We start from the raw sequence: 25040 nt of genomic DNA, 5'->3' as shown, positions 1-25040 counted from the left end.
CCTGGCCGTCCGGGGAGCAAAGCACGCTCCCCGGACGGCGGTTGTCAGCAGGTCGGGACCAACGCCGTGACGTCGCCCCGGGTCTCCAGCCAGGCGCTCGGCGCGAAGCCGACGACGCCGTCGTACGAGACCTGGACCCACACCGTGCTGCGGCCGCTCGGGCCGCGGACCGCGTCGCCTGCCGTGTGGCATGCGACGCGGACCTTGGCGCCGGACGGAAGCGAACCGGTGTGCGCTGCCTTGCTGTCCGCCTGTGCACGCGCGGGAAGCGCACCGGCGGTGCGGACCGTCGCGGTGACCGGTCCGGTGGGCTGCTCGGCGGTCGCCGCCCCGGGGCCGGGGCTGCCGCCGTCGCCGGACGAGCCGTTGCCGCCGACCACGAGGGCCAGCACCAGGGCCGCCAGGCATACCCATGCGCCGCCGGATGCGCCCCGCCGGGGGCGGTACACGGCGACCACGGGTTCGTCGGTGCGGAAGTGCTCGGTCGTCTGCCATTTCTGGGGCATGGGAACTCCCCTGCCTCATGCGCCGGTTGCGGGCAGGCCGCAGCGCGGTACGGCACAGCGCGGCGGAGCCGGCAGCACCCGGCGGCGCTGCGGCGGCTCGCGGCAACGGCAGTGCCCGGTCCGGCGCGAAAGGGACCCGCGGGGGACCGCGGGCAGGAAATCGGCCGCCCGGCAACGGTGCACGGACGACAGGGCGGAGGGCCCCGGCCGTGAAGTCCAGCGTCGGCTACGCGCGAACTTCGCGGCGGATCCGGGCAAAGCCCGGCAAGGCGTACTCCGTGCAAGAAGCGACAATCGCCGGAAACGGCGAGTCGGTCTGGATCAGCCGGCCATAGGCAGCTCCCCGAACTGGTTTGCTGGCACGCGATATACGCGTGTCTCAAGTATGCACGGGAGGCTGAGAACGGGGAAATCCCTTATGTTCCAAGAGGAAACGAATTGCCCCGATTCGTCGCCATGGCGACCTCGGGGCAATTCGGAAGCCACGTGGCGGTAGCCGATCGTCACGTGATTTCTCTCCTCCTCAGTGTGCCAGCCATGTGGCAGGCAGCCAAGTAGCTTCACGACATTGTCATCCGGTCGTGTGGCAACCCGGCAGCACCCAGGCAGGCAGCATCCAGTCCGGCATCAACCAGGGCGGCACCACCCGGGCAGCGCACACGCAGCTCACGAGATCGCGTCCCGCATACTCGCAGCGCGCGGCATCACACCGCGCGCCTGCACGGCGCGCCGCCGCGCGCCCGGCCACCCCCGCGCCGGCCCCGCACGACCGCGCGTGCGGCCGCTCCCGGGCCCCCGAAGCCCGGCCCGAAGCCCCCGCGCGAGCGGCCATCCGGACGGCTGCCCGGGGCCATGCTCGAACATGCGCTCGTACCGGTGCCCGCCCGTCGCACCAATGGGCGAACAGGCGGCCGCGGCACGGGGTTAGGAGCCTCGGAAAGCCTTATGCTGTGGTTGAATCTGCGCTTGGTATCGCAGCGGCGAATCGTCCCGGCGCGGTATCGCCACGGTCATCGTCAAGGGAGTAGGCAGGCGCAACGGTGGATCAACCTGTCCGGTCGGAGCCTCGCTGGCGCAAGAGTTCCGCCAGCGCGACCACGAATTGTGTGGAGACCGCCTTTTCCGGCGGAATCATGGTGCGCGATTCCAAGGACCCCCACGGTCCTGTGCTCACCTTCTCGCTCCCCGGCTGGCAGGTCTTCGTCCATGATCATGAGCTGCTCCCGGCCAACGGCTCCTCCTGACCGTCCGGATCCTCCTCGTCCTCGTCGTCCGGCGCGTCCACCGGAGTGAGTGAACCGGGCGCCGCTTCGCCGATCAGCCGGGTCATGGTGTCGATCGCGGCCTGGAGCAGCGCCGGCGTATCGGTCGCCGGCGCCTCGCGCTCGATCTCCCAGAACGAGGCCAGGTAGTCGTTCGGGGTGTCCTCGAGAGGGCCCTCGCGGGTGATGATGTCGCCCGTGGGGCCCTCTCGGCACAGGATCGCGGGGTCCTCGGCGTCCGGGAACTCGAAGACGGTGTAGGCGACGCGGTAGCGCGGGAAGAACCCCACGGTCCACGGCACGATGCGCACCGTCACGTTCGGGTAGGCCGCCACCCGCGCGATGTGCCGCAGCTGACGCCGCATCACGCGCGGGCCGCCCGCGACGCGTTCGATCACCGCCTGGCTCATGATGAAGTGGACCTCGGGAGCCTCGTCCCGGGTGAGCAGCTCCTGCCGCTCCATGCGCAGGTCGACCAGCTCGTCGATGCTCTGCTGGTCGACCGCGGCGAGGATCTCGCGGGCGTACTCGCGCGTCTGCAACAGGCCCGGCACATTGAGCGGTTCGAAGTTGCGGATGATCGACGCGGACGTCTCGAAACCGAGGAACGCCCGCAGGTCCGCGTTGGCGACATTGCGGTAGTTGCTCCACCAGGCCCGCTCGCGCGCGGTACGCGAGAGCGCCTCCAGCGCGGCCACCCGCACCGGATCGACCACCCCGTAATGCTGCAGCAGCGCCCGCAGGTCGGTGGTGGACACCGCGACCTGCCCGGCCTCGATGCGGATGAGCTTGGACGGCGACCAGTCCATCTCGTCCGCGACCTGGCGCTGCGTGAACCCGGCCGCCTCGCGCTGCCGGCGCAAGGCGTCCTTGAGACGCCTGCGCGCGACCATCGGGTCCTGTCCCTGCGGCATCGCCGACCCCCGCGTCGTTCGATCCTGACATGTCCGTTCGGTGCCGAGCACTTGGCTACGACGCAGCCAGCGAGGCCGCACAAGTGTGGTGGACGAACGACACCTGCCAAAACGGCACCTCCTCTTGAGAATCGCTGGTGTCCGCCGCGTTCGGCAAGGCCCACACCGCCGAACTTGCCGCAGGTGGGAGCGCACGGGGGCACACACCCCGGCGCACGCCACGGGTGTCACACCAACCCGGCGCGCGCCGGCTCACACACCCGGCAGGACACCCGACAAGGCGCCGGGAAGGCTCCGTGCGGCCTTCGGAAGGGGAACCGGGGGCGATCGGAGGGGCGATCGGAGGGCAATCAAGGGCTTCGCGAGGGCTGGACCCGATTCCGTCACAGCTCCTGAGCGGGCCAGTCCAGCAGCTTCGCGCCGATCACCGCGGTGTGCAGCATGTACCGGTGCAGCGGATCGGCCGGGTCCGAGCCGGTGAGCTGCTTGATGCGGTCCAGGCGGTACGTGAGCGCCCGCACGCTCAGCCGCAGCCGCCGCGCGGCCTCCGCGGCCACGCACCCCGAGTCGAAGTACTCCCACAGCGTGTCCAGCAGCGGCTTCGGCCCGCCGCGGGCCGTGCGCAGCGGACCGAGCGCGGTCCGGACCAGGTCCGCCATCGCCTGCCGGTCCCGGGTCAGCACCGGGAAGACCAGCAGATCGGCGGCATGCAGCACCTCGCCGTGCAGCGGCATGCGCTCGGCCAGGTCCAGCGCGTTGAGGGACTCCTCGTACGAGTGCACGACGCCGCCCGCGCCCGGGTGCGCCCGGCCGACCGCGACCCGGCCGCCGCCCATCGCGATCCGGGCCTGCTCGGCGAAATACGCCAGAGTGTCGCTCTGCGAACCCGGCGCCACGCACACCAGCTTGCCCTCCTTGGTGGCCATCAGGACCCGCCGCGCCTCGAACCGCGCGACCAGCGCCGTCTCCACCCGCCGCGTCACCGGGTGCGTGTCGTCGTACGTCTCCGGACCTGACGCCACGGCGACCGCATGCTCGTGCGCGAGCCGCAGCCCGAACCGCTCGGCGCGCTCCGCCAAACGGTTCAGATCGCTCCGCCCGTACAGCAGGTCGTCGATGAACTCGCGCCGGATCGCCTCCTCCTGACGCACCGCCAGGCGCTGGGCCCGCTCGTAGCCCTCGCACACCGCGGACACCGCCTGGCCGATCGCGTCCAGGACCCCCGAGGCGACCGCGGTCACCGCCCGCGCGGTCGGCGCCTCGGCCGTGCCGGGCAGCGCCGGCCAGGACTCCCGGGCCGCGGCCAGATGCGCGGTCACCACCTGCCCCAGTTTGTGGCCCTGCTCGGCGGTGCGCTCGCCGACCGCACGCCGCTCGTCCAACTCCTCGCGGGTCAGGCGGCGGCCGGTCGCCGACACCTCGGCAAGCAGCACCGTGAACCCCGCCAGGTAGTCCTCGGATATGCCGGTGCCGCCGGTCGCGGCAACCGTGCCGGTCGAACCCGTCGCCCCGGTCATGCCGGTCGTGCCGGTCGCGGTCATGTGCGGCCCCCGTTTGCTGCTCGACAGAGCGTGCGCGTCGAAACCGCCCCGCATCGGCAGGGCAGCGGAGGCCAGCATAAAGAACCCGTAAAGATTGCCGGAACCCGGCAATGCGCAGAACGGCATCCGGTCGGGACAGTGGGGGCGGGGACGAACCCGCCGCCTTCCCGGCAGCAGGCGCATATCCCGGCAGCAGCAGCGCACTTCGGCCCGCCGCAGTGCGGGTACGGACGCAGGAGGGGGAACTCCGGTGGGCGACTTCATGACGGCCGTGCTTTCCTTTCCGGCCCTCGTCTTCACCTTCGCCCTGGTCGTCGTCGTCATGTTCTGGCTGTGCGTGCTGGCCGGCGCGGTCGAGCACGACGCCTTCGAAGGCGACGCCGGCGGCGACGCCCTCGGCCTGGGCGGCGTGCCCGTCACCGTGACCGTCTCGCTGCTGGTCGCCTTTGCCTGGGCGCTGAGCCTGGCCGGCGGCGTCGTGCTCGACGACGCCGGCCTCCCGGACCCCGCCGCGGCCGCGGCCGGCACCGGCGTCCTCCTCGCCGCGGTCGCCGCCGCGTGGACCGCCACCCGGATTCTCGTCCGGCCCCTCGGCCACCTGTTCCCCGACGAACCCGGGCCGTCCCGCCGCGACTTCGTCGGCACCACGTGCATCATCCGCACGGGCCGTGTCGACGCGCACTTCGGCCAAGCCGAGGTGACCGCACGGGACGGCGCCACCGCCATCGTCCAGGTCCGGCAGGACGGCACCGACGTATTCGAGGCCGGCGGTACCGGACTGCTCTACGCCTACGACGAGGACGGCGAGTTCTTCTGGGTGGCGCCCTTCGACGCGGCGCTCGACCCGGGGCACCCGTCCGCCTGACCCCGGCCCCGCACCGGTGAAGCCACCGAAGCCACCGACATCACCGATGTCACTGATGTCACCGAAGGAACCCCATGAACGCCATCTCCGTGGGCCTCGGCGTGCTCGTCGCCGTGCTCCTCCTCATCGCCGTCACGGTGCTGCTCACCGTCAGCCGGCTCTACCGCAAGGTCGAGCAGGGCAAGGCGCTCATCGTCTCCAAGATGCGCAAGGTCGACGTCACCTTCACCGGCCAGGTCGTCCTGCCCATCCTGCACAAGGCCGAGGTCATGGACATCTCGGTCAAGGTCATCGACATCCACCGCTCCGGCCGCGACGGCCTCATCTGCCGCGACAACATCCGCGCCGACATCCGCATCTCGTTCTTCGTCCGGGTCAACAAGACCGTCGAGGACGTCATCAAGGTCGCCCAGGCCATCGGCAGCGCCCGGGCCAGCCACCAGGAGACCCTGCAGGAGTTCTTCAGCGCCAAGTTCTCCGAGGCCCTCAAGACCGTCGGCAAGCAGCTCGACTTCACCGACCTGTACACCCACCGCGAGGAGTTCCGGGACCGCATCATCGCGGTCATCGGCACCGACCTGAACGGCTACAGCCTCGAGGACGCGGCCATCGACTACCTCGAGCAGACCCCCATGGCCCAGCTCGACGACGCCAACATCCTCGACGCCCAGGGCATCAAGAAGATCACCGAGCTCACCGCGATCGAGCACGTCCGCACCAACGAGTTCCGGCGCACCGAGGAGAAGGAGATCACCCGGCAGAACGTCGACGCCCGCGAGGCCATCCTCGAACTCGAACGCCGCCAGGCCGACGCCGAGCTCAAGCAGCAGCGCGAGATCGCCACCGTGCGGGCCCGCGAAGAAGCCGAAGTGGCCCGCGTCCAGGAAGAAGAGCGGCTCCGCGCCCAGACCGCGTTCCTGCGCACCGAGGAGCAGCTCGGCGTGCACCGCGAGAACGTCGCCCGCGAGGTCGCGGTCGCCGAGAAGAACCGCGAGCGCGTCATCGCGGTCGAGAACGAGCGCATCGAGAAGGACCGCCAGCTCGAGGTCATCGGCCGCGAACGCGAGACCGAGCTCACCCGCATCTCCGCCGACCGCGAGATCGAGACCAATCGGCGCGACATCGCCGAAGTGGTCCGCGAGCGCGTCGCGGTCGACCGGACCGTCGCCGAGCAGGAAGAGAGCATCAAGCGGCTGCGCGCGGTCGAGGACGCCGAACGCACCCGCGCCGCGATCGTCATCAAGGCCGAGGCCGAGGCGCAGCAGAACCTCGTCAAGGACATCAAGGCCGCGGAGGCCGCCGAACAGGCTGCCGCGCACAAAGCCCGCGAACTCACCGTGCTCGCCCAGGCCCGCCAGGACGCCGCCGAGCTCGACGCCCGCGCCAAGATCCGGCTCGCCGAAGGCCTGCAGGCCGAAGCCGCAGCCGCCGGACTCGCCGACGTCCAGGTGCAGGAGCGCAGCGCGACCGCCCTGGAGAAGGTCGGCCGCGCCGAGGCGGCCGTACAGGAGCGCAAGGCCGCGGTCGCCGCCGAAGCGATCGCGCTGCGGCTCAAGTCGGAGGCCGAAGGCCTCACCGAGAAGGCCGCCGCGATGGCCGCCCTGGACGACGCGTCCCGCCTGCACGAGGAATACCGGCTGCGCCTCGAAGCCGAGAAGGAGATCCGGCTCGCCGGGCTCGACGTGCAGCGGCAGGTTGCCGAAGCACAGGCCGCCGTGCTCGCCACCGGGCTGGAGAGCGCCGACATCAGCATCGTGGGCGGCGAAAGCGTCTTCCTCGACCGGCTCGTCGGAGCCGTCGCCCTGGGCAAGGGCGTCGACGGGTTCGTGCAGAACTCCGACACCGTGCAGGCCCTGGCCCGCCCCTGGACAGACGGCAGCGCGTCCTTCACCGACGACCTCACCCGCATGATCGGCTCGCTCGGCACCGCGGACGTGCAGAACATGACCGTCTCCGCACTCCTCATGAAGCTCATGAGCGAGAGCGGGGGAGCAGACCTGCCGGGCCGGAACGCGGGCATCAACGGCATCAGCACCGTGAAGAGCCAGGGATAGCGAGGCAATTGGTGACGGAGCGCACGGTGGCGGACGGGACGGAAGGCCGCGACGGGCAGCGGTGGGAGCAGGCGGCCGGACCGGCCGCAGGACGACCGGGCCGGGCAGCGAGGGAGGTGCCGGGGGCGCCCGCCGCGCTCGTGGCGGCAGCCCGGTCCGGGCCGCCGACCGAGGGGTCGCCGGCCGAGAGCGCGGAGGATCCTGCCGAGGGAGAACCGCAGGGGACCGGCGACCACGAGGTGCTGCGGGCCCGGCTGGCCGGCCAGGCCGCCGAGCTCGCGCGCCGCGCGGACCGGCTCAACCGGCTCCGCATCGAGGCGTTCGGCGCCACCGGGCTGCGGCTCCTGGGCACCGCCCGGCTGCGCACCGCCGAGGACACCGAACTGCGCGACCTGGTCCGGGTCGGCGGGCATCTGCTGGCCGGCGGCAACCCCGGCAGCCCCGGCAACGCCGTCGACCTCGGCGCCCCTGCGCCTGCCGGTGGCGCCGCGGACGGGCCCGCAGCGGGCCGCACCTTCAGCGTCCACCGGCCGGACCCCGCCGCAGCGGGCGGCGGCCCGGGCTTCACCGCCACCGGGCTCGACACCGTCCCGGAGCTGTTCGGCCACCCCGACGCCGCCCGGGACCTGGACGCCCTTTTCCGCTACTACCGCGGCGCCCGCCTCCTGCACCTGCGGCACGTCGACGGCCTGCTCCTCGCCGTCTTCCAGGCCGGCCCGCGCGCCGACGACGTCCGCGTGCTCCGCTGGCGGCTCGGCGCCGACGGCACCCCCGCCTACCTCGACGCACGCGGCGACCGCGACCACACCTACCCGCCGCCCTACGACTTCGCCTGGACCGAGACCACCCGCGAGGACCACCGCCCCGGCAGGCACCCGCACGTGTCCGTCGCCGACGGCGCGGTCTTCGTCTCCACCTGCGGCGGCGAACTCACCGTCAAGACCGCCGACGACACCGAGACACCCGCCGGGACCGTCCACCGCGAGCCCGTCGACGAACCCCTGCAGTCCCTCGCCGACGCCGACATCCACTACGCCCGGGTCGGCACCCTCGTGCTGCTCCGCATCCGCCCCTACAAAGAGGACACCTGGCGCCACCTCGTCCACGCCACCACCACCGCGACCGCCGTCCGCCTCGACGCGATCGGCCAAGCCGCCTGCCGGCTCCCCGGCGACGAAGGCATCGTCTTCCCCGGCGGATTCCACCTGGGCACCGGCCTGCACAAGACCTTCGACACCGACACCCGCGGCATGGGCCTGCAGCGCGTCCTCCGCTCGCCCAACGGCGAGGACACCCTCTACGTGTTCCACCGGCCCGAAGACGGCCGCACCCTCCTGCAGTCCTACAACTCCATCGCCAAGACGACCGCCGCCCCGCTCACCGGCCGCGGCTTCACCACCCTCGACGACGGCCGCCTCGTCATCCTGCGCGGCGACCCCGAACCCGTCCGCAGCCATCCGGTCCAGGTCTGGGCAAGCCCCTACACCTCCGACACGTACGACGCGGCCCGGCCCGCACCCGGCGGACCGCTCGGCCGCATCGGCAACGCCGACCTCGTGCACGGCATCGCCGACACCCTGGCCGTCGTCCGCCTCGCCGAAGGCACCACCGCGACGGCGGCCGGGTACCAGGCTCTCCTGGACGCCGCCGCCCGGGTCGCCGACCGCTGCCACTGGCTCGCCGACGACGGACTCGGCGGCCTCCACGAACCCCTCGACGCACTGCGCGCCACCGCCGCGCAGATCCTCGCCGAATTCCGCGCCGGCCAAGAACTCGCCGACGCCGCAGCCCGGTCCGTCGACGACGCCGCCGCGCGCATCGCCGCCCTGGTCCGCCGTACCCGCAACGACGTGCCGCACAGCGCCGACGGCTGGATCCGGCAGCTCGCCGCACTCCGCGACGCCCAGGGCAGCCTCGCCCCGCTCCGCAGCCTGCGCGAACTGCGCCCCGCCGACCACGACCGCATCACCGCCCTCCACACCGCACTCGGCGACGACCTCGCCGCCGCCGGCCGGCGCGCGACCGCCTTCCTCGGCGGCCCCGACGCCTTCACCGCACCCCGCGCCGAAGCCGACGACCTCGCCCGGCAGGCCGCAGCGGCAACCTCCGTCGCGGACGGCACCCCGATCACCGCACGGCTCGACGAACTCGCCGACGGGCTGCACCTCGTCGCCTCCGTGGTCACCGACCTCGACGACGCCGACGCCACCGTGCGCACCGGCGTCCTCGCCCGCATCACCGACGTGCACAGCGCCCTCGCCCGGGCCCGCGCCCTGCTCGCCGCCCGCTTGCGCAGCCTCGCCGAAGAAGAAGGACGCGCCGAATCCGCCGCCCAATACGCCCTGCTGGCCCAGAACATCACCGCAGGCCTGGCCGCCGCCGACACCCCCGAGTCCTGCGACGAACAGCTGGCCCGCATCCTGCTGCGCATCGAAGACCTCGGCATACGCTTCCCCGATTTCGACGACCTGCGCCGCGACCTCGCCGCCAAACGCGACGAGACCGAGAACGCCTTCGCGGCCCGGCGCCAAGCCCTCGTCGACGAACGAGCGCGGCACACCGCCCGGCTCGCCGACTCCGCCCACCGCATCCTCGCCAGCATCCGCCGCCGCGCCGCCGCCCTGCGCAGCAGCACCGAGATCACCGCCTACTTCGCCGCCGACCCGACCGTCGCCAAGATCCACCGCACCGCAGCCGAACTCCGCACCCTCGGCGACTACGTCGCCGCCGAGGAACTCGACGGACGGCTCAAAGCCGCCCGGCAGGAAGCCGCCCGCACCCTGCGCGACCGCGCCGACCTGTCCGGCGACGGAGGCGCCACGGTCCGCCTGGGCCGCCACCACTTCGCCGTCACCACCCGGACCCCCACCCTCACCCTCGTCCCGCACGCCGGGCACATGGCCTTCGCCCTCACCGGCACCGACTACCGGCGCCCCGTCACCGACCCCGCCTTCACCGCCACCGCACCGCTGTGGGACCGCACCCTCCCGTCCGAATCACCCGCCGTCTACCGCGCCGAATACCTCGCCGCCCGGCTCATGGCCGCCCACACCCTTGACACCCTCGCCGCCGCCGACCTGCCCGCACTGCTGCACCAGGCCGTCGAGGACGCACCCGACGAAGGCTACGAACGCGGCGTCCACGACCACGACGCCCACGCCATCCTCCGCACCCTGCTGCGCCTGCACGCCGACGCCGGACTGCTGCGCTACCCGGCCGCCGACCGGGCCGCCGCCCAGCTGTTCTGGGTGCACGGCACCGACGACGAAGCCCGCCGCCAGTGGACCTGGCGCGCCCGGTCCCTCGGCCGCGCCCGCGCCGCCTTCGGAGCCGGCCCGGAAATGGCCGCGCTGGGTCAGGAACTGGCGCTGCTTATCGGCGCGTTCGCCGCGGAGAACACTCCGGCCGGCGATGCCGCGCCCGACCCCGAGCGCGCCGCCGAATACCTCCTCGAGGAACTCGCCCGCAGCACCCGTGACCCCGGCGGATTCGTGGCCGCCGCCGCGGCGCGGACACTCGTCGACAAGTTCCGCCACGCCGTCGGCACCGACGCGTACGACGAGGACCTGCGCCGCGTCACCGGCCTCCCCGCCCGGCAGCAGCTGGTCCGCGCCTGGCTCGGGTCCTACCGCGCAACCGCGGGGGAGGCCGCCGACCCCGGCGACCTCGCCGAAGCCGTCGCCCTCGAACTCTGCCCCGACCTGCCCCGCTACCCCGGCACCGCGGACACCCGCGCCGCCGTCCCCGGCCTGCTCGGCGACCACCCGCGCATCGAACGCGGCACCCTGCCCCTGCGCCTCGACGAATTCCTGCCCCGGCTCGCCGAATTCCGCACCCGCCAGGCGCCCGCCTTCCGCGCCTACCAAGGCCTGCGCCGCCGCGTCATCGCCGCCGAACACACCCGGCTGCGCCTCGACGACCACCGGCCGTCCGTCGTCACCACCTTCGTCCGCAACCGCCTCGTCGACCAGGTCTACCTCCCGCTCGTCGGCGACAACCTCGCCAAGCAGATCGGCGCGGCCGGACGCACCAAACGCACCGACAACCACGGACTGCTCCTGCTCGTCTCGCCGCCCGGCTACGGCAAGACCACCCTGGTCGAGTACGTCGCCGAACGCCTCGGCATGCTCCTCGTCCGCATCGACGGCCCCGCACTCGGCCGCGGCGCCACCTCCCTGGACCCCGCCGAAGCACCCGACGCCACCTCCCGCCGCGAGATCGAGAAGGCCAACTTCGCGCTCGCCGCGGCCGACAACGTCCTGCTCTACCTCGACGACATCCAGCACTGCTCGCCCGAACTCCTCCAGAAGTTCCTGCCGCTCTGCGACGCCCAGCGCCGCATCGCCGGAGTCCGGGACGGCGAGGCACACACCTACGACCTGCGCGGGAAACGCTTCGCCGTCGTCATGGCCGGGAACCCCTACACCGAGCAGGGCCGCCGCTTCCGGGTCCCCGACATGCTCGCCAACCGCGCCGACGTGTGGAACCTGGGCGACGTCGTCGGCGGCCGCCAGGACGCCTTCGCGCTCAGCTTCGTGGAGAACGCCCTCACCGCCAACACCGTCCTGGCGCCGCTCGCCGAACGCGGCACCGCCGACCTCGACCTGCTCCTGCAGCAGGCCGCCGCCCCGGCCGGCACCGCCCCTGTCCGGCCCGACCGGCTGGAACACGCGTACGCCCCGGCCGAACTCGACCGCATCACCGCCGTGCTCCGCCACCTCCTGGCCGCCCGCGCCACCGTCCTGACCGTCAACCGCGCCTACATGGAATCCGCCGCCCGCACCGACGCCTCCCGCACCGAACCCGCGTTCCGGCTCCAGGGCTCCTACCGCAACATGAACCGCATCGCGGAACGCATCACCCCCGCCATGGACCCCGCCGAACTCGACGCCCTCGTCACCGGGCACTACACCGCCGAAGCCCAGACTCTCGGCGCCGACACCGAGGCCAACCTCCTCAAGCTCGCCGAACTCCGCGGCCTGCTCACCGGCCCCGAGGCGGCCCGCTGGACCGCGGTCAAACAGGCCTGGGCAAACCGGGTCGCACCCGGGCCGGGTCTCGCGTAGGTTGCCTGGGGTCCGACATCCGGACACCAGACCTGAGCCGGGAGCGCGGACGCCGTGGGACACATCGACATCAACACGGTGAGCTACTCCCTGCCCGACGGGCGCGTGCTCCTCGACGAGGTCTCCTTCCGGGTCGGCGACGGCGCCACCACCGCACTCGTGGGCGCCAACGGCGCCGGCAAGACCACCCTGCTGCGCATCGTCACCGGCGAGATCAAAGCCGACTCCGGGGCCGTCACGCGCACCGGGGGACTGGGCGTCATGCCGCAGTTCATCGGCCGGATCCGGGACGAGTCGACGGTCCGCGACCTGCTCGTCTCGCTCGCCCCGCCGCGCGTGCGCGACGCCGTGCGCGCCGTGGACACCGCCGAACTCGCGCTCATGGAGACCGACGACGAACCCACCCAGATGCGGTACGCCGAAGCCCTCGCCGACTTCGCCGACGCGGGCGGGTACGAGCTCGAGCCCGTCTGGGACCAGTGCTGCACCGCCGCCCTCGGCATCGGCTACGACGTCGCCAAGTGGCGGGCCGTCACCACGCTCTCCGGCGGCGAGCAGAAGCGCCTCGCCCTCGAGGCGCTCCTGCGCGGCCCCGACCAGGTCCTCCTCCTCGACGAGCCGGACAACTACCTCGACGTCCCCGGCAAGCAGTGGCTCGAAGCCGCCCTGCGGGACACCCAGAAGGCCGTCCTGCTGGTCTCGCACGACCGCGAACTCCTCGCCAACGCCGCCGACCGCATCGTCACCGTCGAACTCGGCGCGGCCGGCAACACCGCCTGGCTGCACGGCGGTTCGTTCGCCACCTACCACGCCGCCCGGGAAGCCCGCTTCGCACGCTTCGAGGAACTCGGGCGGCGCTGGGACGAAGAGCACGCCAAGCTCAAGGCGCTCGTCCAGATGTACAAGAACAAGGCCGCCTACAACGACGGCCTCGCGTCCCGCTACCAGGCCGCCCAGACCCGGCTGCGCAAGTTCGAGGAGGCCGGGCCGCCGCAGAACATCCCGCGCGAGCAGAACGTCAAGCTCCGGCTGCGCGGCAGCCGGACCGGCAAGCGCGCGGTCATCGCCGAAGCCGTCGAGCTCACCGGCCTCATGAAGGCCTTCGACCTGGAGGTCTGGTACGGCGACCGGGTCGCGGTCCTCGGCTCCAACGGGTCCGGCAAGTCGCACTTCCTGCGGCTGCTCGCGGCCGGCGGCTCCGACCCCGACATCGAGCACCAGCCGGTCGGCGAGGTCGCCATCGCCCCCGTCGCCCACGCCGGCAAGGCCCGGCTCGGCGCCCGGGTGCGGCCCGGCTGGTTCGCGCAGACCCACGAGCACCCCGAATTCGCCGGGAAGACCCTCGTGGAGATCCTGCACCGCGGCGACGCGCACCGCTCCGGCATGGGCCTGGAACAAGCCTCGCGCGTCCTGGACCGCTACGAACTGGCCTACGCCGCCGAGCAGTCCTTCGACACGCTCTCCGGCGGCCAGCAGGCCCGCTTCCAGATCCTGCTCCTCGAACTGTCCGGCGCCAACCTGCTGCTCCTCGACGAGCCGACCGACAACCTGGACCTGGTCTCCGCCGAGGCCCTGCAGCAGGCCCTGGAGGCCTTCGACGGAACCGTCCTCGCGGTCACCCACGACCGCTGGTTCGCGAAGGCCTTCGACCGCTTCCTCGTCTTCGGCGCCGACGGCCACGTGCGGGAGACGGACGGACCGGTCTGGGACGAGGCCCGGGTCCGGCGCGCCCGCGGCTGACCGCAGGGGCCGGGCCGCGGTATCGGTCATTCGGCGGACATACCGCGCGAATCATCCGAATATGCAGCAAATCACGGCCCGTGCGGGAGAGGCTGTCGGGACGGCACCTTCCGCACGCCCAGGAGTCCCGATGGCCCACCCGCACCCCGGCCGCACCGAGCCGCCCGCCCGCTACGACGACCTGCGCGCGCTGTTCATCAACACCACGCTCAAGCGCTCGCCCGAGGTCAGCAACACCCAGGGCGTCATCGACATCAGCCAGGGCATCCTGCGGCGGCAGGGCGTCACCGTCGACGAGTTCCGCGCCGTCGACCACGACATCGCGGTCGGCGTCTGGCCGGACATGACCGGGCACGGCTGGGACACCGACGACTGGCCCGCCCTCTACGAGCGCGTCATGGCCGCCGACATCCTCGTCCTGGCCGGCCCCATCTGGCTGGGCGACAACAGCTCGGTCATGAAGCGCGTCATCGAACGCCTCTACGCCTGCTCCGGCATCCTCAACGACGCCGGCCAATACGCGTTCTACGGCCGCGTCGGCGGCTGCCTCATCACCGGCAACGAGGACGGCATCAAGCACTGCGCGATGAACGTCCTCTACAGCCTGCAGCACCTCGGCTACGCGATCCCGCCGCAGGCCGACGCCGGCTGGATCGGCGAGGCCGGCCCCGGCCCCTCGTACCTCGACGAGGACTCCGGCGGCCCGCAGAACGAGTTCACCAACCGCAACACCACCTTCATGACCTGGAACCTCCTGCACCTGGCCCGCATGCTCAAGGACGCGGGCGGCGTCCCCGCCTACGGCAACCAGCGCGCGGCCTGGGACGCGGGCGCCCGGTTCGACTTCGCCAACCCCGAGTACCGCTGACCGCCGCGCCGGACACCGCGGGACACGGGCCCGTCCGGACCGCCCGACCGGTGAGCCGCGCCCCAGAGGTTTGCCCCGTTTGGGTACCCTGCCGGGATGTTCACCGTGACCACGATCAACGTCAACGGCCTGCGCGCAGCCACCGCCAAGGGCTTCACCGAGTGGCTCGCCGCCAGCACCGCCGACGTGGTGTGTCTGCAGGAGGTCCGCGCCGAGGCGCACCAGCTCGCCGACGCGGTCCGCGAGCCCGAAGGCTGGCACACCTACTACGCCCCCTCGGTCCTCAAGGGCCGGGCCGGCGTCGCGGTCTACAGCCGCACCGAGGCGGCCGCGCACCGCATCGGCTTCGGCTCCGCCGAATTCGACCAGGCCGGCCGCTGGCTCGAGGTCGACCTCCCCGGCGTCACGGTGGCCAGCCTCTACCTGCCCACCGGCGAGGCCGAGACCCCCAAGCAGGATGAGAAGGACCGCTTCCTCGCCGAGCTCGCCGAGCACCTCGTGCGCATGCGCGAGAAGGCCGCCGCCGACGGCCGCGAGGTCCTGGTCTGCGGCGACTGGAACATCGGCCACACCGAAGCCGACATCAAGAATTGGAAGGGCAACGTCAAGAAGTCCGGGTTCCTCCCCAGCGAGCGCGCCTGGCTCGACCGCGTCTTCGGCGAACTCGGCTACCACGACGTCGTCCGCAATCTCCACCCCGGCCAGGCCGGCCCCTACAGCTGGTGGTCCATGCGCGGCAAGGCCTTCGACAACGACTCCGGCTGGCGCATCGACTACCACGCCGTGACCACCGGCCTGGCCAAGACCGCCGTCACGGCGACCACCGGCCGCGCCGCCACCTACGCCGAACGCTGGTCCGACCACGCGCCGGTCACGGTCGCCTTCGACTTCCCGTCCCCGGGCGCCGCCTGACGGACCGCCGGCAACGCCCGACCGGGCCGCGGCAACCGCGGGGCGGCGGGCGTCGTCCTTGCGGGTGGACGGGGACGACGAGGGGGAGCTATGCGGACGTTGCTCAGGCTCATTGCGCCGCGATTCTCGTGGATCTTGAATCCGCGGCGGGCGGCCCGGCGCCACGTGCAGACGCAGGTGCAGGCCGAGGTGAACCGGCAGGTCCGGCGCCGGTTCGGCGGCCGGGGATCCGGGGGCTCCGGGGGATCGGGCCGCGGGGCGTTCTGACCCCGGCCGGCTCGACGGCAGTAAGTACGCGGAAAGCGCGAAGCCCGCACGGCGCCGCTTGGGGCGGGCCGGGCGGGCTTCGCGAAGTACCGCTTCGGTGCTTGCTTCACTACTCGCTTCAGTGCTTGGTTCAGCGCTTGGTTCAGTGCTTGCCGAAGTCGATGCCGCCGGACGGAGGCGCCTGCGGCGGCTGCGGGCCGCTGCCCCACGGGTTCGCCGGTGCGGCCGTGCCGCCCGGGTAGGCGCCGGGCGCCGGCGGGTACGGGGCGCCCGGGTACGGGGCGCCGCCCTGCGGGGCGCCGTACCCGGCCGGGACCGGGCCGCCGAAGCCGGGGCCGCCGTAGCCGGGCGCACCGCCGCCGAGGCCGACGCGCTCGTTCTGCAGCGCGACGATCTTGCGGACCACGAAGATGCCCAGGATCGCGGCGGCGATCAGCAGGAGGCTGGACACGCCGGCGGTGTTGTCGGCGGCCTTGCCGGCGTCCACGTACTCGCTGAAGGTCACGTCGCCGTCGTTGACGTCGTCCTCGCTCTTGCGGGTGATCGCGGACACCGAATACAGCAGCGTGGCCAGTACGTAGCAGACCCACCAGGCCCACAGCAGGCCGCGGCCCCCGGGACGGCCGCCCGGCACCGAGGCGCGGACGTCGCTGCGCTTCCAGGTGTCGTTGACCACGATCGCCGGGATCACCCAGTTCGCCACCGGGATGAACCAGCCGCCGATCGCCCAGCCCTTCGAGCTCATCGTGGCCGGCGGGGCGGCCCACCCGTCGGTGTTCGCGCGCGCCCGGTACAGCCAGATGATCATCAGCACGGCGACCGCGAGCATCGCGACGCCGGTGAAGCCCAAGGCCGCCTGGACCAGGTCGTCGGCGCCCTCCGGGTCGCTGTCCCACAGCCGGCCCTCGGAGATGTCGTCCAGCACCGAGGCGCGGCGGAAGTACGCGACCGTGGACAGCACACCGGTGCCGGCCGCGACACCGAACAGGATCATGAGCGCGGTGCCCAGGCCCTGGATCGACTGGAACGGCGACCACTGCGGCGCCATCCCGTAGCCGCCGCCCCAGCCGGTGCCGCCGGGCATCGCGGGGGCGGGCGGCATCATGCCGGGCGCGCCGGGCTGCGCGAACCCGGGGGCCTGGCCCGGGAATCCGGGCGCGGCACCGGGATGGCCGGGTGCAGAGCCGGGCGCGCCCGCGCCGGGCCCGGGCGGCGGCGGTACGGCTCCGCCGGGGCCGGCCGCGTAGGGGTCATGGGCGGCCTGGGTCGGCGCCGCGCCGCACGCGGGGCACAGTCCGGCCGAGGTCAGTGGGGCACCGCAGTTGGCGCACGGCATGAAAGGGCGTCTCCCCGCAGGATTTCGGATGCGGCCGGGACGGGACTGGATACCGCTGCCACCGGCCTGTTCGTGCAGCGCATCATGCCGTGCCGGGGCCCGCCGTGTCATCGCGGTAGGCCCCGGTACGCCGTTCAGTCCCCGTGCACGAGGCTCACGTGGACCGCGTCCTCGCCCGCCGCGCGGCGCTCCAGGAGCGCGATGCCGTGCTCGACGGTGTCGAGCGTGACGTGCGTGCCGGCCATCGTGCGCGCAATGGACGGACGGTCGGCGAGCAGGCGTACGGCCTGTTCCATGGCCGCCGGGGTGGACCCCGCGCAGCCCTGGACCGACATGTTCTTGAGCGTGATCAGGTCGGTCAGCAAGCCGTCCACGGGCGTGAAGTGCTTGAGCCCGGCCAGCGCTACCCGGGCACCGGACATCGAGGTCAGATCGAGCGCGGTGCGCACGGTCGCGGGCACCGGGGTGAGGTCCATGACCACGTCGGCCATGCGCCCGCCGGTCAGTTCGCCGACCCGGGCGACGGCGTCCTCGGCGTCCACGTCGACCACGTGGTGCACGCCGAGCTCCAGCGCCGTCTTCAGGCGCAGCCCGTCCGCACCGGTGCCGGTCACCACGACCTGGCTCGCGCCGCGCGCGAGGGCCGCGGCCGCGCACAGGAGGCCCTGGTGGCCGGGACCCTGCACGACGACCGTGTCGCCGGGGCCGACGCGGACCGAGGAGACCCAGTTGAGGGCGTTGGCCAGCGGTTCGAAGACGGTCAGCTCGGCGGCGGTGAGGCCGTCCGGCGCCTTCATCACATGCGTGTTGGGCAGCAGCCTCATGTACTCGCCGTAGCCGCCCCACAGGCCGCCCTCGTGGTCCGGGCCCATGGTGTAGCCGTACAGGTGCAGATTGCTGCACAGACCGCCGCCGCAGGCCAGGCACGCACGGCACCGCCCGCACTTGACGATCTCGTCCACGCACACCCGGTCGCCCTCCGCGACGCCCCAGCCGGCCGCGGCCTCCGGGGTCACCTCGTGCAGGCGGCCGACGATCTCGTGGCCGGGGACGACGGGACTGCACTCGCCCGGCACGTGCTTCTGGCCGTGGAACTGCATCACGTCGCTGCCGCACATGCCGACCGCCTCGACCTTGAGCACGGCACCCCCGGGCGGCGCCGCGGGTATCGGGAATTCCCGTACCTCGTAGGTGCCGTCACCGAGGAAGACTGCCGCCCTGGCCTGACCGCTCATACGCCATCTCCTCGACTATTCGAATCGTTGAGACGATTATTCGAAAGATGAGGTGGCAAGGCCAGGCCCGGGAGGCAGTCCGCGCGTGCCCGCCGGTCAGTCCTGCGGACCGATGCCCAGGTACAGCTCCAGGTTGCGGTGCGTGTTGATGACGCGCTTCTCCTCCTGGGACAGCACGATCTCGGTCAGCCCCGGCTGCGTGAGACCCCGCTGGATGCCGGCCAGCACCGCCGCGTCCTGGTTGAGCACGTAGCCCAGGTCCAGCTCCTCGAAGGCCACCCGCAGGTCCATCGGCTTGGCGTACGGCGCATCCGCCGACGCCGCGCGCCGGAACGCGAAGATGCCCATCTCGGCGGTGCCCGGCGTCGGCCCCGGGCGGGCCACCAGCGCGCTGAGCGTGTCCGCGGTGAGCAGCACCGAGCAGTTCGGGAACAGCTGGTACTGGTGCAGCCGCATGATCCGGTCCGTGTCGAAGCCCGACAGATCGGTGCCGGACTTCGCGACATGCGCCCGGATCCGCTCGGCGATCACGTCCATGAGGGTCTGCCCCTCCGGGATCTCCGGCATCGGGCCCGGCTCGGCGATCCCCATCCGCTGGCCCTGCGTGACGATGAACGAGTCCCAGACCTCCTGGTCCGGCAGGCCGTCCTTGAAGCGCGGGCTGGCCAGCCCGTACACCTGCTCGGACTTGCCGGTGTGGCCCCACAGCCGCTGCGGCGCGTTGACGTCGTCGATGTTGCGCAGCAGCTCCGGGTGCAGCGTCTGGATGTGGTACGTCTCGCTGAAGCCGTCCGCGACCGTCTTCCAGTTCGCCGCGACGTCGCCGACCACCGACGCCGTGCAGCGGAACTCCTCGAGGCGCGCCCACGACGCGTCCGCCGGCAGCGCCTCCAGGTAGGTGTCCAGGTCCGGCGCCTGCAGATCGAGATTGACGAAGACGAACGGGCCCCATGTGTCCACCCGGGCGGCCAGCAGCGGGAATTCCGACATCTTCAGATTGCCGAAGCCCTTGCGGCCCGGCACCCGCCGCAGCTGCCCGGCCAGGTCCCACGTCCAGCCGTGGTAGCCGCACTTGAGCTCGGTCAGCCCCGAACCCGAGCCGCTGCACAGGCTGTTGCCCCGGTGTCGGCACGCGTTCTGGAAAGCCCGCAGCTCCCCGCCGGCATCCCGCACGATCACCACCGCATACGGCCCGACCCGGTACTCGAACCAGTCGCCCGGCGCCGCGACATGGTCCACACAGCACGCCAGCTGCCAGGTCCGCGGCCACAGCCGCTGCATCTCCAGCTCCGCGAACTCCGAGGAGGTGTACCGGTGCGCGGGCACCCGCACCAGCCCCGCGGACGCATCCACCGGACCCGTCGCCGTGCCGTCGTCCACCCCCTGGTGCAGCCGCACATCGGCGATCGCGTGGTGGTCCTGGGTCGCGGTCATCTTGCGCCTCCCTGCCGGGGCCTGCCATGGCCTGCCTGGGCGTCTGCACGCCGGCGGGCGCAGGGTGCCACGCAGGCCCGGCGCATACAAGGGTCGCGCTATGCGACCGATGATCACCGACCGCGAGGACACGGACACGCTGTCGTCCAACTTGCCGTGCGGCAAGCAGGAAACCCCGGAGAATCAGGGCCGCGACGAAAATTGACGACCAATCAGGCTTGTCATTCGGCAGCCTTCGACATACGTTCATGCCGCGGACCGCACGCCGGACCGCACGCCATGCAAAACCGCACAGCCCGAGGGGAGGGACGATGGCCGCACCGGCAATGGAGGACACCTACGACAAGGTGCTGTCCGCCGCCGTCGAGCTCTTCGGCGAGCACGGCTTCGCCGGCACCTCCCTGCAGGCCATCGCGGACCGCGTCGGCGTCACCAAGGCCGCGCTGTACTACCACTTCCGCACGAAGGACGAGCTCCTCGACGCCCTGCTGCGCCCCGCCCTCAACGACCTCGACCGCGTCCTGGACACGGCCGAGCGGCGCAAGGGCCAGGCGGTCCGGCAACGCGTGCTGTTCGAGGGGTACGTCGACTTCCTGCTGCGCTACCGGACACTCGCGGTCATCCTCGACCGCGACGTCTCGGTCGGCACGCACCGGGCGATACGGCCGCGGCTCGAATCGATCACCGAGCGCGTCCGCAGCGTCCTGGACGACACCGAACGCCCCATCGAGCAGCGGGTCGCCTCGACCGTCGCGATGGGCGGCATCTACTCCGCCGTGGCGGTCTTCACCCACCTGCCCGACGACGAACTGCGCCGCGTGCTGCTGGACATCGTCCGGCGGCTGCTCGCGCCGCGCCGTGCCAGACCGGCCGCGGCGGACCCCGAGTAACACCCCCGCGGACCTGCCCGGCACGGCAACAAAAACGTCTCTGCACGCCCCGTCCCGGCGGGCCGGGACGCGCACCGCCCCGCCCAGCACCACCGCACGCCGTAGAGCACTGCCGCAGTACCGCACCACTGCACTGCCGCACCGCCGTACCACCGCACCGCAGAGCGACCGAACCACCGGATTCACCTGTGCACCCCGCCCCGAGGAGGCTCCCATGACGTGTCCGGTTCTCCCGGAAGGTTTCGACCCGACCGACCCGGACCTGTACACCGAGCGCCTCCCGCTGGAGGAGTTCGCCGAGCTCCGCCAGACCGCGCCGGTCAAGTGGGTCCCGCAGACCCCCGAGGTCTCCAACTTCCGGGACGACGGCTACTGGCTGGTCACCCGGCACGCGGACGTCAAGGAGGTGTCCACCAAGCCGGACATCTACTCGACCAACCGCAACACCGCGATCATCCGCTTCGCCGAGGGCATGGACGTCAACTCCATCGACGCGCAGAAGCTGATCATGATCAACATCGACCCGCCGGAGCACACCCGGCTGCGGTCTATCGTGCAGCGCGGCTTCACCCCGCGCGCCATCAACTCGCTCAAGGACGCCCTGACCGACCGCGCCGAGCGCATCGTGCACGACGCGATCAAGGCGGGCAGCGGCGACTTCGTCACCCAGGTCGCCTGCGAACTCCCGCTCCAGGCCATCGCCGAGCTCATCGGCGTGCCGCAGGAGGACCGCGGCAAGATCTTCGAGTGGTCGAACAAGATGCTCGGCTACGACGACCCGGAGTACGCCGAGGACTCCTCGGTCGGCCAGCAGGCCGCGGCCGAGGTCATGCTCTACTCGATGGGCATGGCCGAGAACCGCAAGGCCTGCCCGGCGCACGACATCGTCTCCAAGCTCGTCGCCGCGGAGTCCGAAGGCTCGCTCTCCTCCGACGAGTTCGGCTTCTTCGTGCTGCTGCTCGCGGTGGCCGGCAACGAGACCACCCGCAACGCGATCACGCACGGCATGCTGGCGTTCTTCGACAACCCCGACCAGTGGGACCTGTACAAGACGTCGCGCCCGGAGACCACCGCGGACGAGATCGTCCGCTACTCCTCGCCGGTCATGTCCTTCCAGCGCACCGCCACCGCCGACACCGTGCTCGGCGGCCAGGAGATCAAGGAAGGCCAGCGCGTCGGCATCTTCTACAGCTCGGCGAACTTCGACCCGCTGGTGTTCGAGAACCCCGACAAGTTCGACATCCTCCGCGACCCGAACCCGCACCTGGGCTTCGGCGGCGGCGGCCCGCACTTCTGCCTCGGCGCGAGCCTGGCCCGCATGGAGATCAACCTGATGTTCGAGGCCATCGCCAACGCGATGCCGAACATCACCAAGGCCGCCGAGCCCCGCCGCCTGCGCCACGCGTGGATCAACGGCATCAAGGAGCTCCAGGTGAACTACACCGGCTGAGGCCGGTCCGGCCGCCCGCCTGCGGCCCCGCACACCCCGGCCTGACCAGGCCGGAAGTCAGAAGCCCCTCTGCCTACGGGAGCAGCAGAGGGGCTTCTGCATGTCCGCGGGGAGTCGCCGGGAGACGCCCCGGGAGACGCGGGGGCGGGCCAGGTGCGCACCGGCCGGAAAATGGCTCGGAGTCCGGGTCGGCTTCCCGTTACCGTGAGCGTGCGGCAACGGGGGCGCCCGGTGCGCAGACAGCGGTTACTTCGGATCCGGGGGTTGGGGGTTCAAGTCCCCTCAGGCGGCTTGGGTCGCCCGTAGCTCAATTGGCAGAGCACCGGACTATTCACCGCCGTCGCCTTGGTCCTCGGGCGCCACCTGCCGCCGCAATCGATATGGGATCGATGCCAATTACCGGCAACGCAGCGCAATGTGGGCGGTTTCACGGTCCCGTCCGCGCAGGAATCCCAGGTTCGAATGTCTTTGCGGGTAGCGCGTCGCTAGGGTTCCGGGAACCGAATTGTTCCTCCTGGAGAAGCCGACCATGCGCGACCACGCAGCACGCACGACTCTGGCCCTGCTCGTCGCCGCCTCGTTCGCCGTGGCGGGGTGCAGCAGCGGGTCCGGCAAGGACAAGGGCGGCGCGTCCACGCCGACCCGGGAAGCCCCGTCCCAGGCCGGTGCGGTGCCCACGGTCAACATGCCCGACCTCGTCGGGCAGGATCTCGGTGCCGCGGTCGCCGCGGTGAAGGCCGCGGGCTTCACCGAGGTCGCCTTCCACGACGCGGCGGGCAAGGACCGCACACCGGTGGCCGACGCCACGTGGCGCGTCTGCGACCAGACCCCCGCACCCGGGCCGACGAACCCGAAGGACAAGGTGGACCTCGGCGCGGTGCCCAAGAAGGAGAGCTGCCAGGGGCACCCGACCACGCAGCCGCCGCCGGTGAAGCCGACCGGCACGCCCACCAAGATCACGATGCCGCCCACCACCAAGCCGGGGGACAAGCCGACGCTCCCGACCTGGATACCCACGCGCTTCTACTTCCGGAACTGCGAGGAGGCCAAGGCCGCCGGTGTCGCGCCCATCAAGCGCGGCGAGCCCGGCTACAGCCGGCGCCTGGACCGCGACGGCGACGGCATCGCCTGCGACAAGTAGGTCCGCGGGCAGGCCCGCAAGGAGACCGCTGCGCCGGTCCGCAAGCGGCCCGCGAGCCTGCCCGCCTTCCCGATCCGCCGCGGATCCTGCACAGTGGCATTGCTCGACTCCCATTCCTCCATTGCTCCATTCGAGGGATCCTGGGCGCGATCGCGTGCCTCCCGGGCCGGGCCGAAGCACACTGCCGTACGGGTGGGTTGGCCGGAATGCGCCGACGGGGTCGGCCGGGCGGGGGCAGCGGTGGGCTACGCAAAGGGCTACGACGTTTCCGACTACCAGACCGGGATCCCGGCCGACGCGGTCTTCGCGTTCGTCAAGGCCAGCGAGGGCGCCCGGACCGGTCAGGCGAACTGGCGCGCCAAGCAGGCCGACGCCCGGCGCCGCGGACTGGTCCTCGGCTACTACCACTTCTTCCACGCCGAGAACGACGTGGACGACGAGGTCGCGCACTTCTGCGCCACGGTCGGCGACATCCCGGCGCACGAGCTCATCGCGCTCGACTACGAGCCGTACGGCCAAGGGGTCTCGGACTCGCTGTGCACCGCCCGTAAGAACGCCTGGCTGGCCGCGGTCAAGGCGCGCTACCCGGGCCACAAGGTCGGCCTCTACGCGAACCGCGACTGGTGGTTCCGCACCGACGACGAGTGCGGCGACTTCCTGTGGATCGCCGACTACGAGACCGCCGCGGGGGAGCCCCGCATCCAGGCCGCCTGGCGCTTCCACCAGTACACCGACCACCCGCTCGACACCAACGTCTTCGCCGGCGACAAGGCCGGCCTGCAGGCCTGGGCCGCCGCGCCGCCCGCCGCGGTCCCCGGCCACCACCCGGTGCCGCTGCTCAGCCAGGGCCGCACCCTGCCCCGCGCGATCCGGCCCTCCTGGGAGCGTCTGGTCGCGCACGTCCTGTGGGTCCCCGACGGCGACTACGAGGCCCCGGCCGCCACCCCGGGCACTGCCAACAGGACCCGCTGGGGGCGGCAGTTCGGACGCGACGGAGTGCCATGGGCAGTCGTCTTCGCCTGGTGCATGTACGACGACGCAGGCCTGGCCGGCATCGTGCCGCGCACCCACAGCATCGACGCCTTCAGCGCCTGGGCCAAGGTCCGCGGGCAGTGGTCCGCGTACCCCAGCCTCGGTGCGTGGATGAACTGGCGCGACGGCGGGCAGGCCGAGATCGTCGTCGCGTTCACCCCCACGACGGTCACCACCAAGGGCGGCAACGCGGTGCGCGAAGGCGCCGACGCAGGCCCCGGGCGGGGCGTGTACACGCACACCTACCGCCGCAAGGACCCGCGGATCACCGGCTACTTCGCCCCGGACTTCCCGGACGGCTGCCCGCCCACCGCCGCCCCCGACGACTACCGCGGCGGGCCGCGCGCCGACCATTCCGGGCGTGTCGCCCCGGCCAACGTGCACGACACCGCCACGGCCTGGCCGGTCGGCCGCGAGGTCTCCCTGCCGGGAGCGATGAACGGCACGGGCCCGGAGCCCGGACCGGAACCCGGAGCGTGCCCGGACGGCCGCGAGACGGGGTAGCGCGCGGGCCCCTTCCCCGGGCC

At 72.2% G+C, this 25040-nt stretch carries 17 protein-coding genes; 11 read left to right on the top strand and 6 right to left on the bottom strand.

Annotation, left to right across the window (positions count from 1 at the left end; all coding sequences use genetic code 11):
* Positions 1–44: 44 nt before the first annotated feature.
* A complete protein-coding gene (locus LZ495_RS30905) occupies positions 45–506 on the bottom strand; it encodes an SH3 domain-containing protein (protein WP_235056250.1) in 462 nt (153 codons plus the stop codon).
* Positions 507–1546: 1040 nt separating this feature from the next.
* On the opposite strand from LZ495_RS30905, the gene LZ495_RS30900 reads away from it, so the two are divergent.
* Complete coding sequence (locus LZ495_RS30900) at positions 1547–1750, top strand: DUF397 domain-containing protein (protein ID WP_235056249.1); 204 nt, start codon at positions 1547–1549, stop codon at positions 1748–1750.
* Here the strand turns inward: LZ495_RS30900 and LZ495_RS30895 are convergent.
* Both LZ495_RS30895 and LZ495_RS30890 read right to left on the bottom strand, forming a co-directional pair.
* Entirely contained in the window at positions 1717–2682 is a 966-nt protein-coding gene (locus LZ495_RS30895) for a helix-turn-helix domain-containing protein (RefSeq protein WP_235056248.1), read from the bottom strand. The genes LZ495_RS30900 and LZ495_RS30895 overlap by 34 nt on opposite strands.
* Positions 2683–3065: 383 nt before the next feature.
* Positions 3066–4199 carry a PucR family transcriptional regulator gene (locus LZ495_RS30890; protein WP_235056324.1) on the bottom strand — a complete coding sequence of 378 codons (1134 nt, stop codon included), beginning with the start codon at positions 4197–4199 and terminating at the stop codon, positions 3066–3068.
* Positions 4200–4473: 274 nt separating this feature from the next.
* Between LZ495_RS30890 and LZ495_RS30885 the strand changes: the two genes are divergently transcribed.
* The 6 genes from LZ495_RS30885 (at position 4474) to LZ495_RS30860 (ending at position 15728) form a co-directional block, all read left to right on the top strand.
* Positions 4474–5088 carry a hypothetical protein gene (locus LZ495_RS30885; protein ID WP_235056247.1) on the top strand — a complete coding sequence of 205 codons (615 nt, stop codon included), beginning with the start codon at positions 4474–4476 and terminating at the stop codon, positions 5086–5088.
* Positions 5089–5162: 74 nt separating this feature from the next.
* On the top strand, positions 5163–7142 hold the full coding sequence (locus tag LZ495_RS30880) for a flotillin family protein (protein ID WP_235056246.1): 1980 nt from the start codon (positions 5163–5165) through the stop codon (positions 7140–7142).
* Between the two features lie 11 nt (positions 7143–7153).
* The gene (locus tag LZ495_RS30875; protein ID WP_235056245.1) at positions 7154–12208 is read left to right on the top strand and encodes a DNA repair ATPase; all 5055 of its coding nucleotides are present in this window, start codon (positions 7154–7156) and stop codon (positions 12206–12208) included.
* 54 nt (positions 12209–12262) lie between these two features.
* Positions 12263–13948 carry an ABC-F family ATP-binding cassette domain-containing protein gene (locus LZ495_RS30870; protein WP_235056244.1) on the top strand — a complete coding sequence of 562 codons (1686 nt, stop codon included), beginning with the start codon at positions 12263–12265 and terminating at the stop codon, positions 13946–13948.
* Positions 13949–14078: 130 nt separating this feature from the next.
* Positions 14079–14816, top strand: coding sequence for a flavodoxin family protein (locus LZ495_RS30865; protein WP_235056243.1), 738 nt, complete (start codon positions 14079–14081; stop codon positions 14814–14816).
* 96 nt (positions 14817–14912) lie between these two features.
* Positions 14913–15728, top strand: a complete 816-nt coding sequence (locus LZ495_RS30860) for an exodeoxyribonuclease III (RefSeq protein ID WP_235056242.1) — start codon at positions 14913–14915, stop codon at positions 15726–15728.
* A gap of 409 nt (positions 15729–16137) precedes the next feature.
* On the opposite strand, the gene LZ495_RS30855 is transcribed toward LZ495_RS30860, so the two are convergent.
* The 3 genes from LZ495_RS30855 to LZ495_RS30845 all read right to left on the bottom strand — a co-directional run bounded on the left by LZ495_RS30855 (position 16138) and on the right by LZ495_RS30845 (position 20000).
* Entirely contained in the window at positions 16138–17331 is a 1194-nt protein-coding gene (locus LZ495_RS30855) for a DUF4328 domain-containing protein (protein WP_235056241.1), read from the bottom strand.
* 134 nt (positions 17332–17465) lie between these two features.
* Positions 17466–18566 carry a zinc-dependent alcohol dehydrogenase gene (locus LZ495_RS30850; RefSeq protein ID WP_235056240.1) on the bottom strand — a complete coding sequence of 367 codons (1101 nt, stop codon included), beginning with the start codon at positions 18564–18566 and terminating at the stop codon, positions 17466–17468.
* A 96-nt stretch (positions 18567–18662) separates the two neighbouring features.
* Entirely contained in the window at positions 18663–20000 is a 1338-nt protein-coding gene (locus tag LZ495_RS30845; RefSeq protein WP_235056239.1) for an aromatic ring-hydroxylating oxygenase subunit alpha, read from the bottom strand.
* Positions 20001–20311: 311 nt separating this feature from the next.
* Here LZ495_RS30845 and LZ495_RS30840 point away from each other — a divergent pair, with 311 nt between their 5' ends.
* From LZ495_RS30840 to LZ495_RS30825, 4 genes are all read left to right on the top strand, one after another.
* Entirely contained in the window at positions 20312–20890 is a 579-nt protein-coding gene (locus LZ495_RS30840; RefSeq protein ID WP_235056238.1) for a TetR/AcrR family transcriptional regulator, read from the top strand.
* A gap of 214 nt (positions 20891–21104) precedes the next feature.
* The gene (locus tag LZ495_RS30835) at positions 21105–22340 is read left to right on the top strand and encodes a cytochrome P450 (protein WP_235056237.1); all 1236 of its coding nucleotides are present in this window, start codon (positions 21105–21107) and stop codon (positions 22338–22340) included.
* 529 nt (positions 22341–22869) lie between these two features.
* Positions 22870–23481, top strand: coding sequence for an excalibur calcium-binding domain-containing protein (locus LZ495_RS30830; RefSeq protein ID WP_235056236.1), 612 nt, complete (start codon positions 22870–22872; stop codon positions 23479–23481).
* A gap of 240 nt (positions 23482–23721) precedes the next feature.
* A complete protein-coding gene (locus tag LZ495_RS30825; protein WP_235056235.1) occupies positions 23722–25017 on the top strand; it encodes a glycoside hydrolase family 25 protein in 1296 nt (431 codons plus the stop codon).
* The last annotated feature ends 23 nt before the right edge of the window (positions 25018–25040 follow it).

This window comes from Yinghuangia soli, from assembly GCF_021502675.1.
In the GTDB taxonomy this organism is placed as follows: domain Bacteria; phylum Actinomycetota; class Actinomycetes; order Streptomycetales; family Streptomycetaceae; genus Yinghuangia; species Yinghuangia soli.
The sequence above is the reverse complement of the archived record's forward strand: the minus strand, read 5'-3'. Positions and strand labels throughout refer to the sequence as shown.

Coding starts and splice junctions, on each gene's coding strand:
- LZ495_RS30840 (WP_235056238.1), top strand. CDS start 20,312: ATGGCCGCACCGGCAATGGAGGACACCTACGACAAGGTGCTGTCCGCC.
- LZ495_RS30850 (WP_235056240.1), bottom strand. CDS start 18,566: ATGAGCGGTCAGGCCAGGGCGGCAGTCTTCCTCGGTGACGGCACCTAC.
- LZ495_RS30830 (WP_235056236.1), top strand. CDS start 22,870: ATGCGCGACCACGCAGCACGCACGACTCTGGCCCTGCTCGTCGCCGCC.
- LZ495_RS30880 (WP_235056246.1), top strand. CDS start 5,163: ATGAACGCCATCTCCGTGGGCCTCGGCGTGCTCGTCGCCGTGCTCCTC.
- LZ495_RS30845 (WP_235056239.1), bottom strand. CDS start 20,000: ATGACCGCGACCCAGGACCACCACGCGATCGCCGATGTGCGGCTGCAC.
- LZ495_RS30895 (WP_235056248.1), bottom strand. CDS start 2,682: ATGCCGCAGGGACAGGACCCGATGGTCGCGCGCAGGCGTCTCAAGGAC.
- LZ495_RS30905 (WP_235056250.1), bottom strand. CDS start 506: ATGCCCCAGAAATGGCAGACGACCGAGCACTTCCGCACCGACGAACCC.
- LZ495_RS30855 (WP_235056241.1), bottom strand. CDS start 17,331: ATGCCGTGCGCCAACTGCGGTGCCCCACTGACCTCGGCCGGACTGTGC.
- LZ495_RS30835 (WP_235056237.1), top strand. CDS start 21,105: ATGACGTGTCCGGTTCTCCCGGAAGGTTTCGACCCGACCGACCCGGAC.
- LZ495_RS30865 (WP_235056243.1), top strand. CDS start 14,079: ATGGCCCACCCGCACCCCGGCCGCACCGAGCCGCCCGCCCGCTACGAC.
- LZ495_RS30860 (WP_235056242.1), top strand. CDS start 14,913: ATGTTCACCGTGACCACGATCAACGTCAACGGCCTGCGCGCAGCCACC.
- LZ495_RS30890 (WP_235056324.1), bottom strand. CDS start 4,199: ATGACCGGGGCGACGGGTTCGACCGGCACGGTTGCCGCGACCGGCGGC.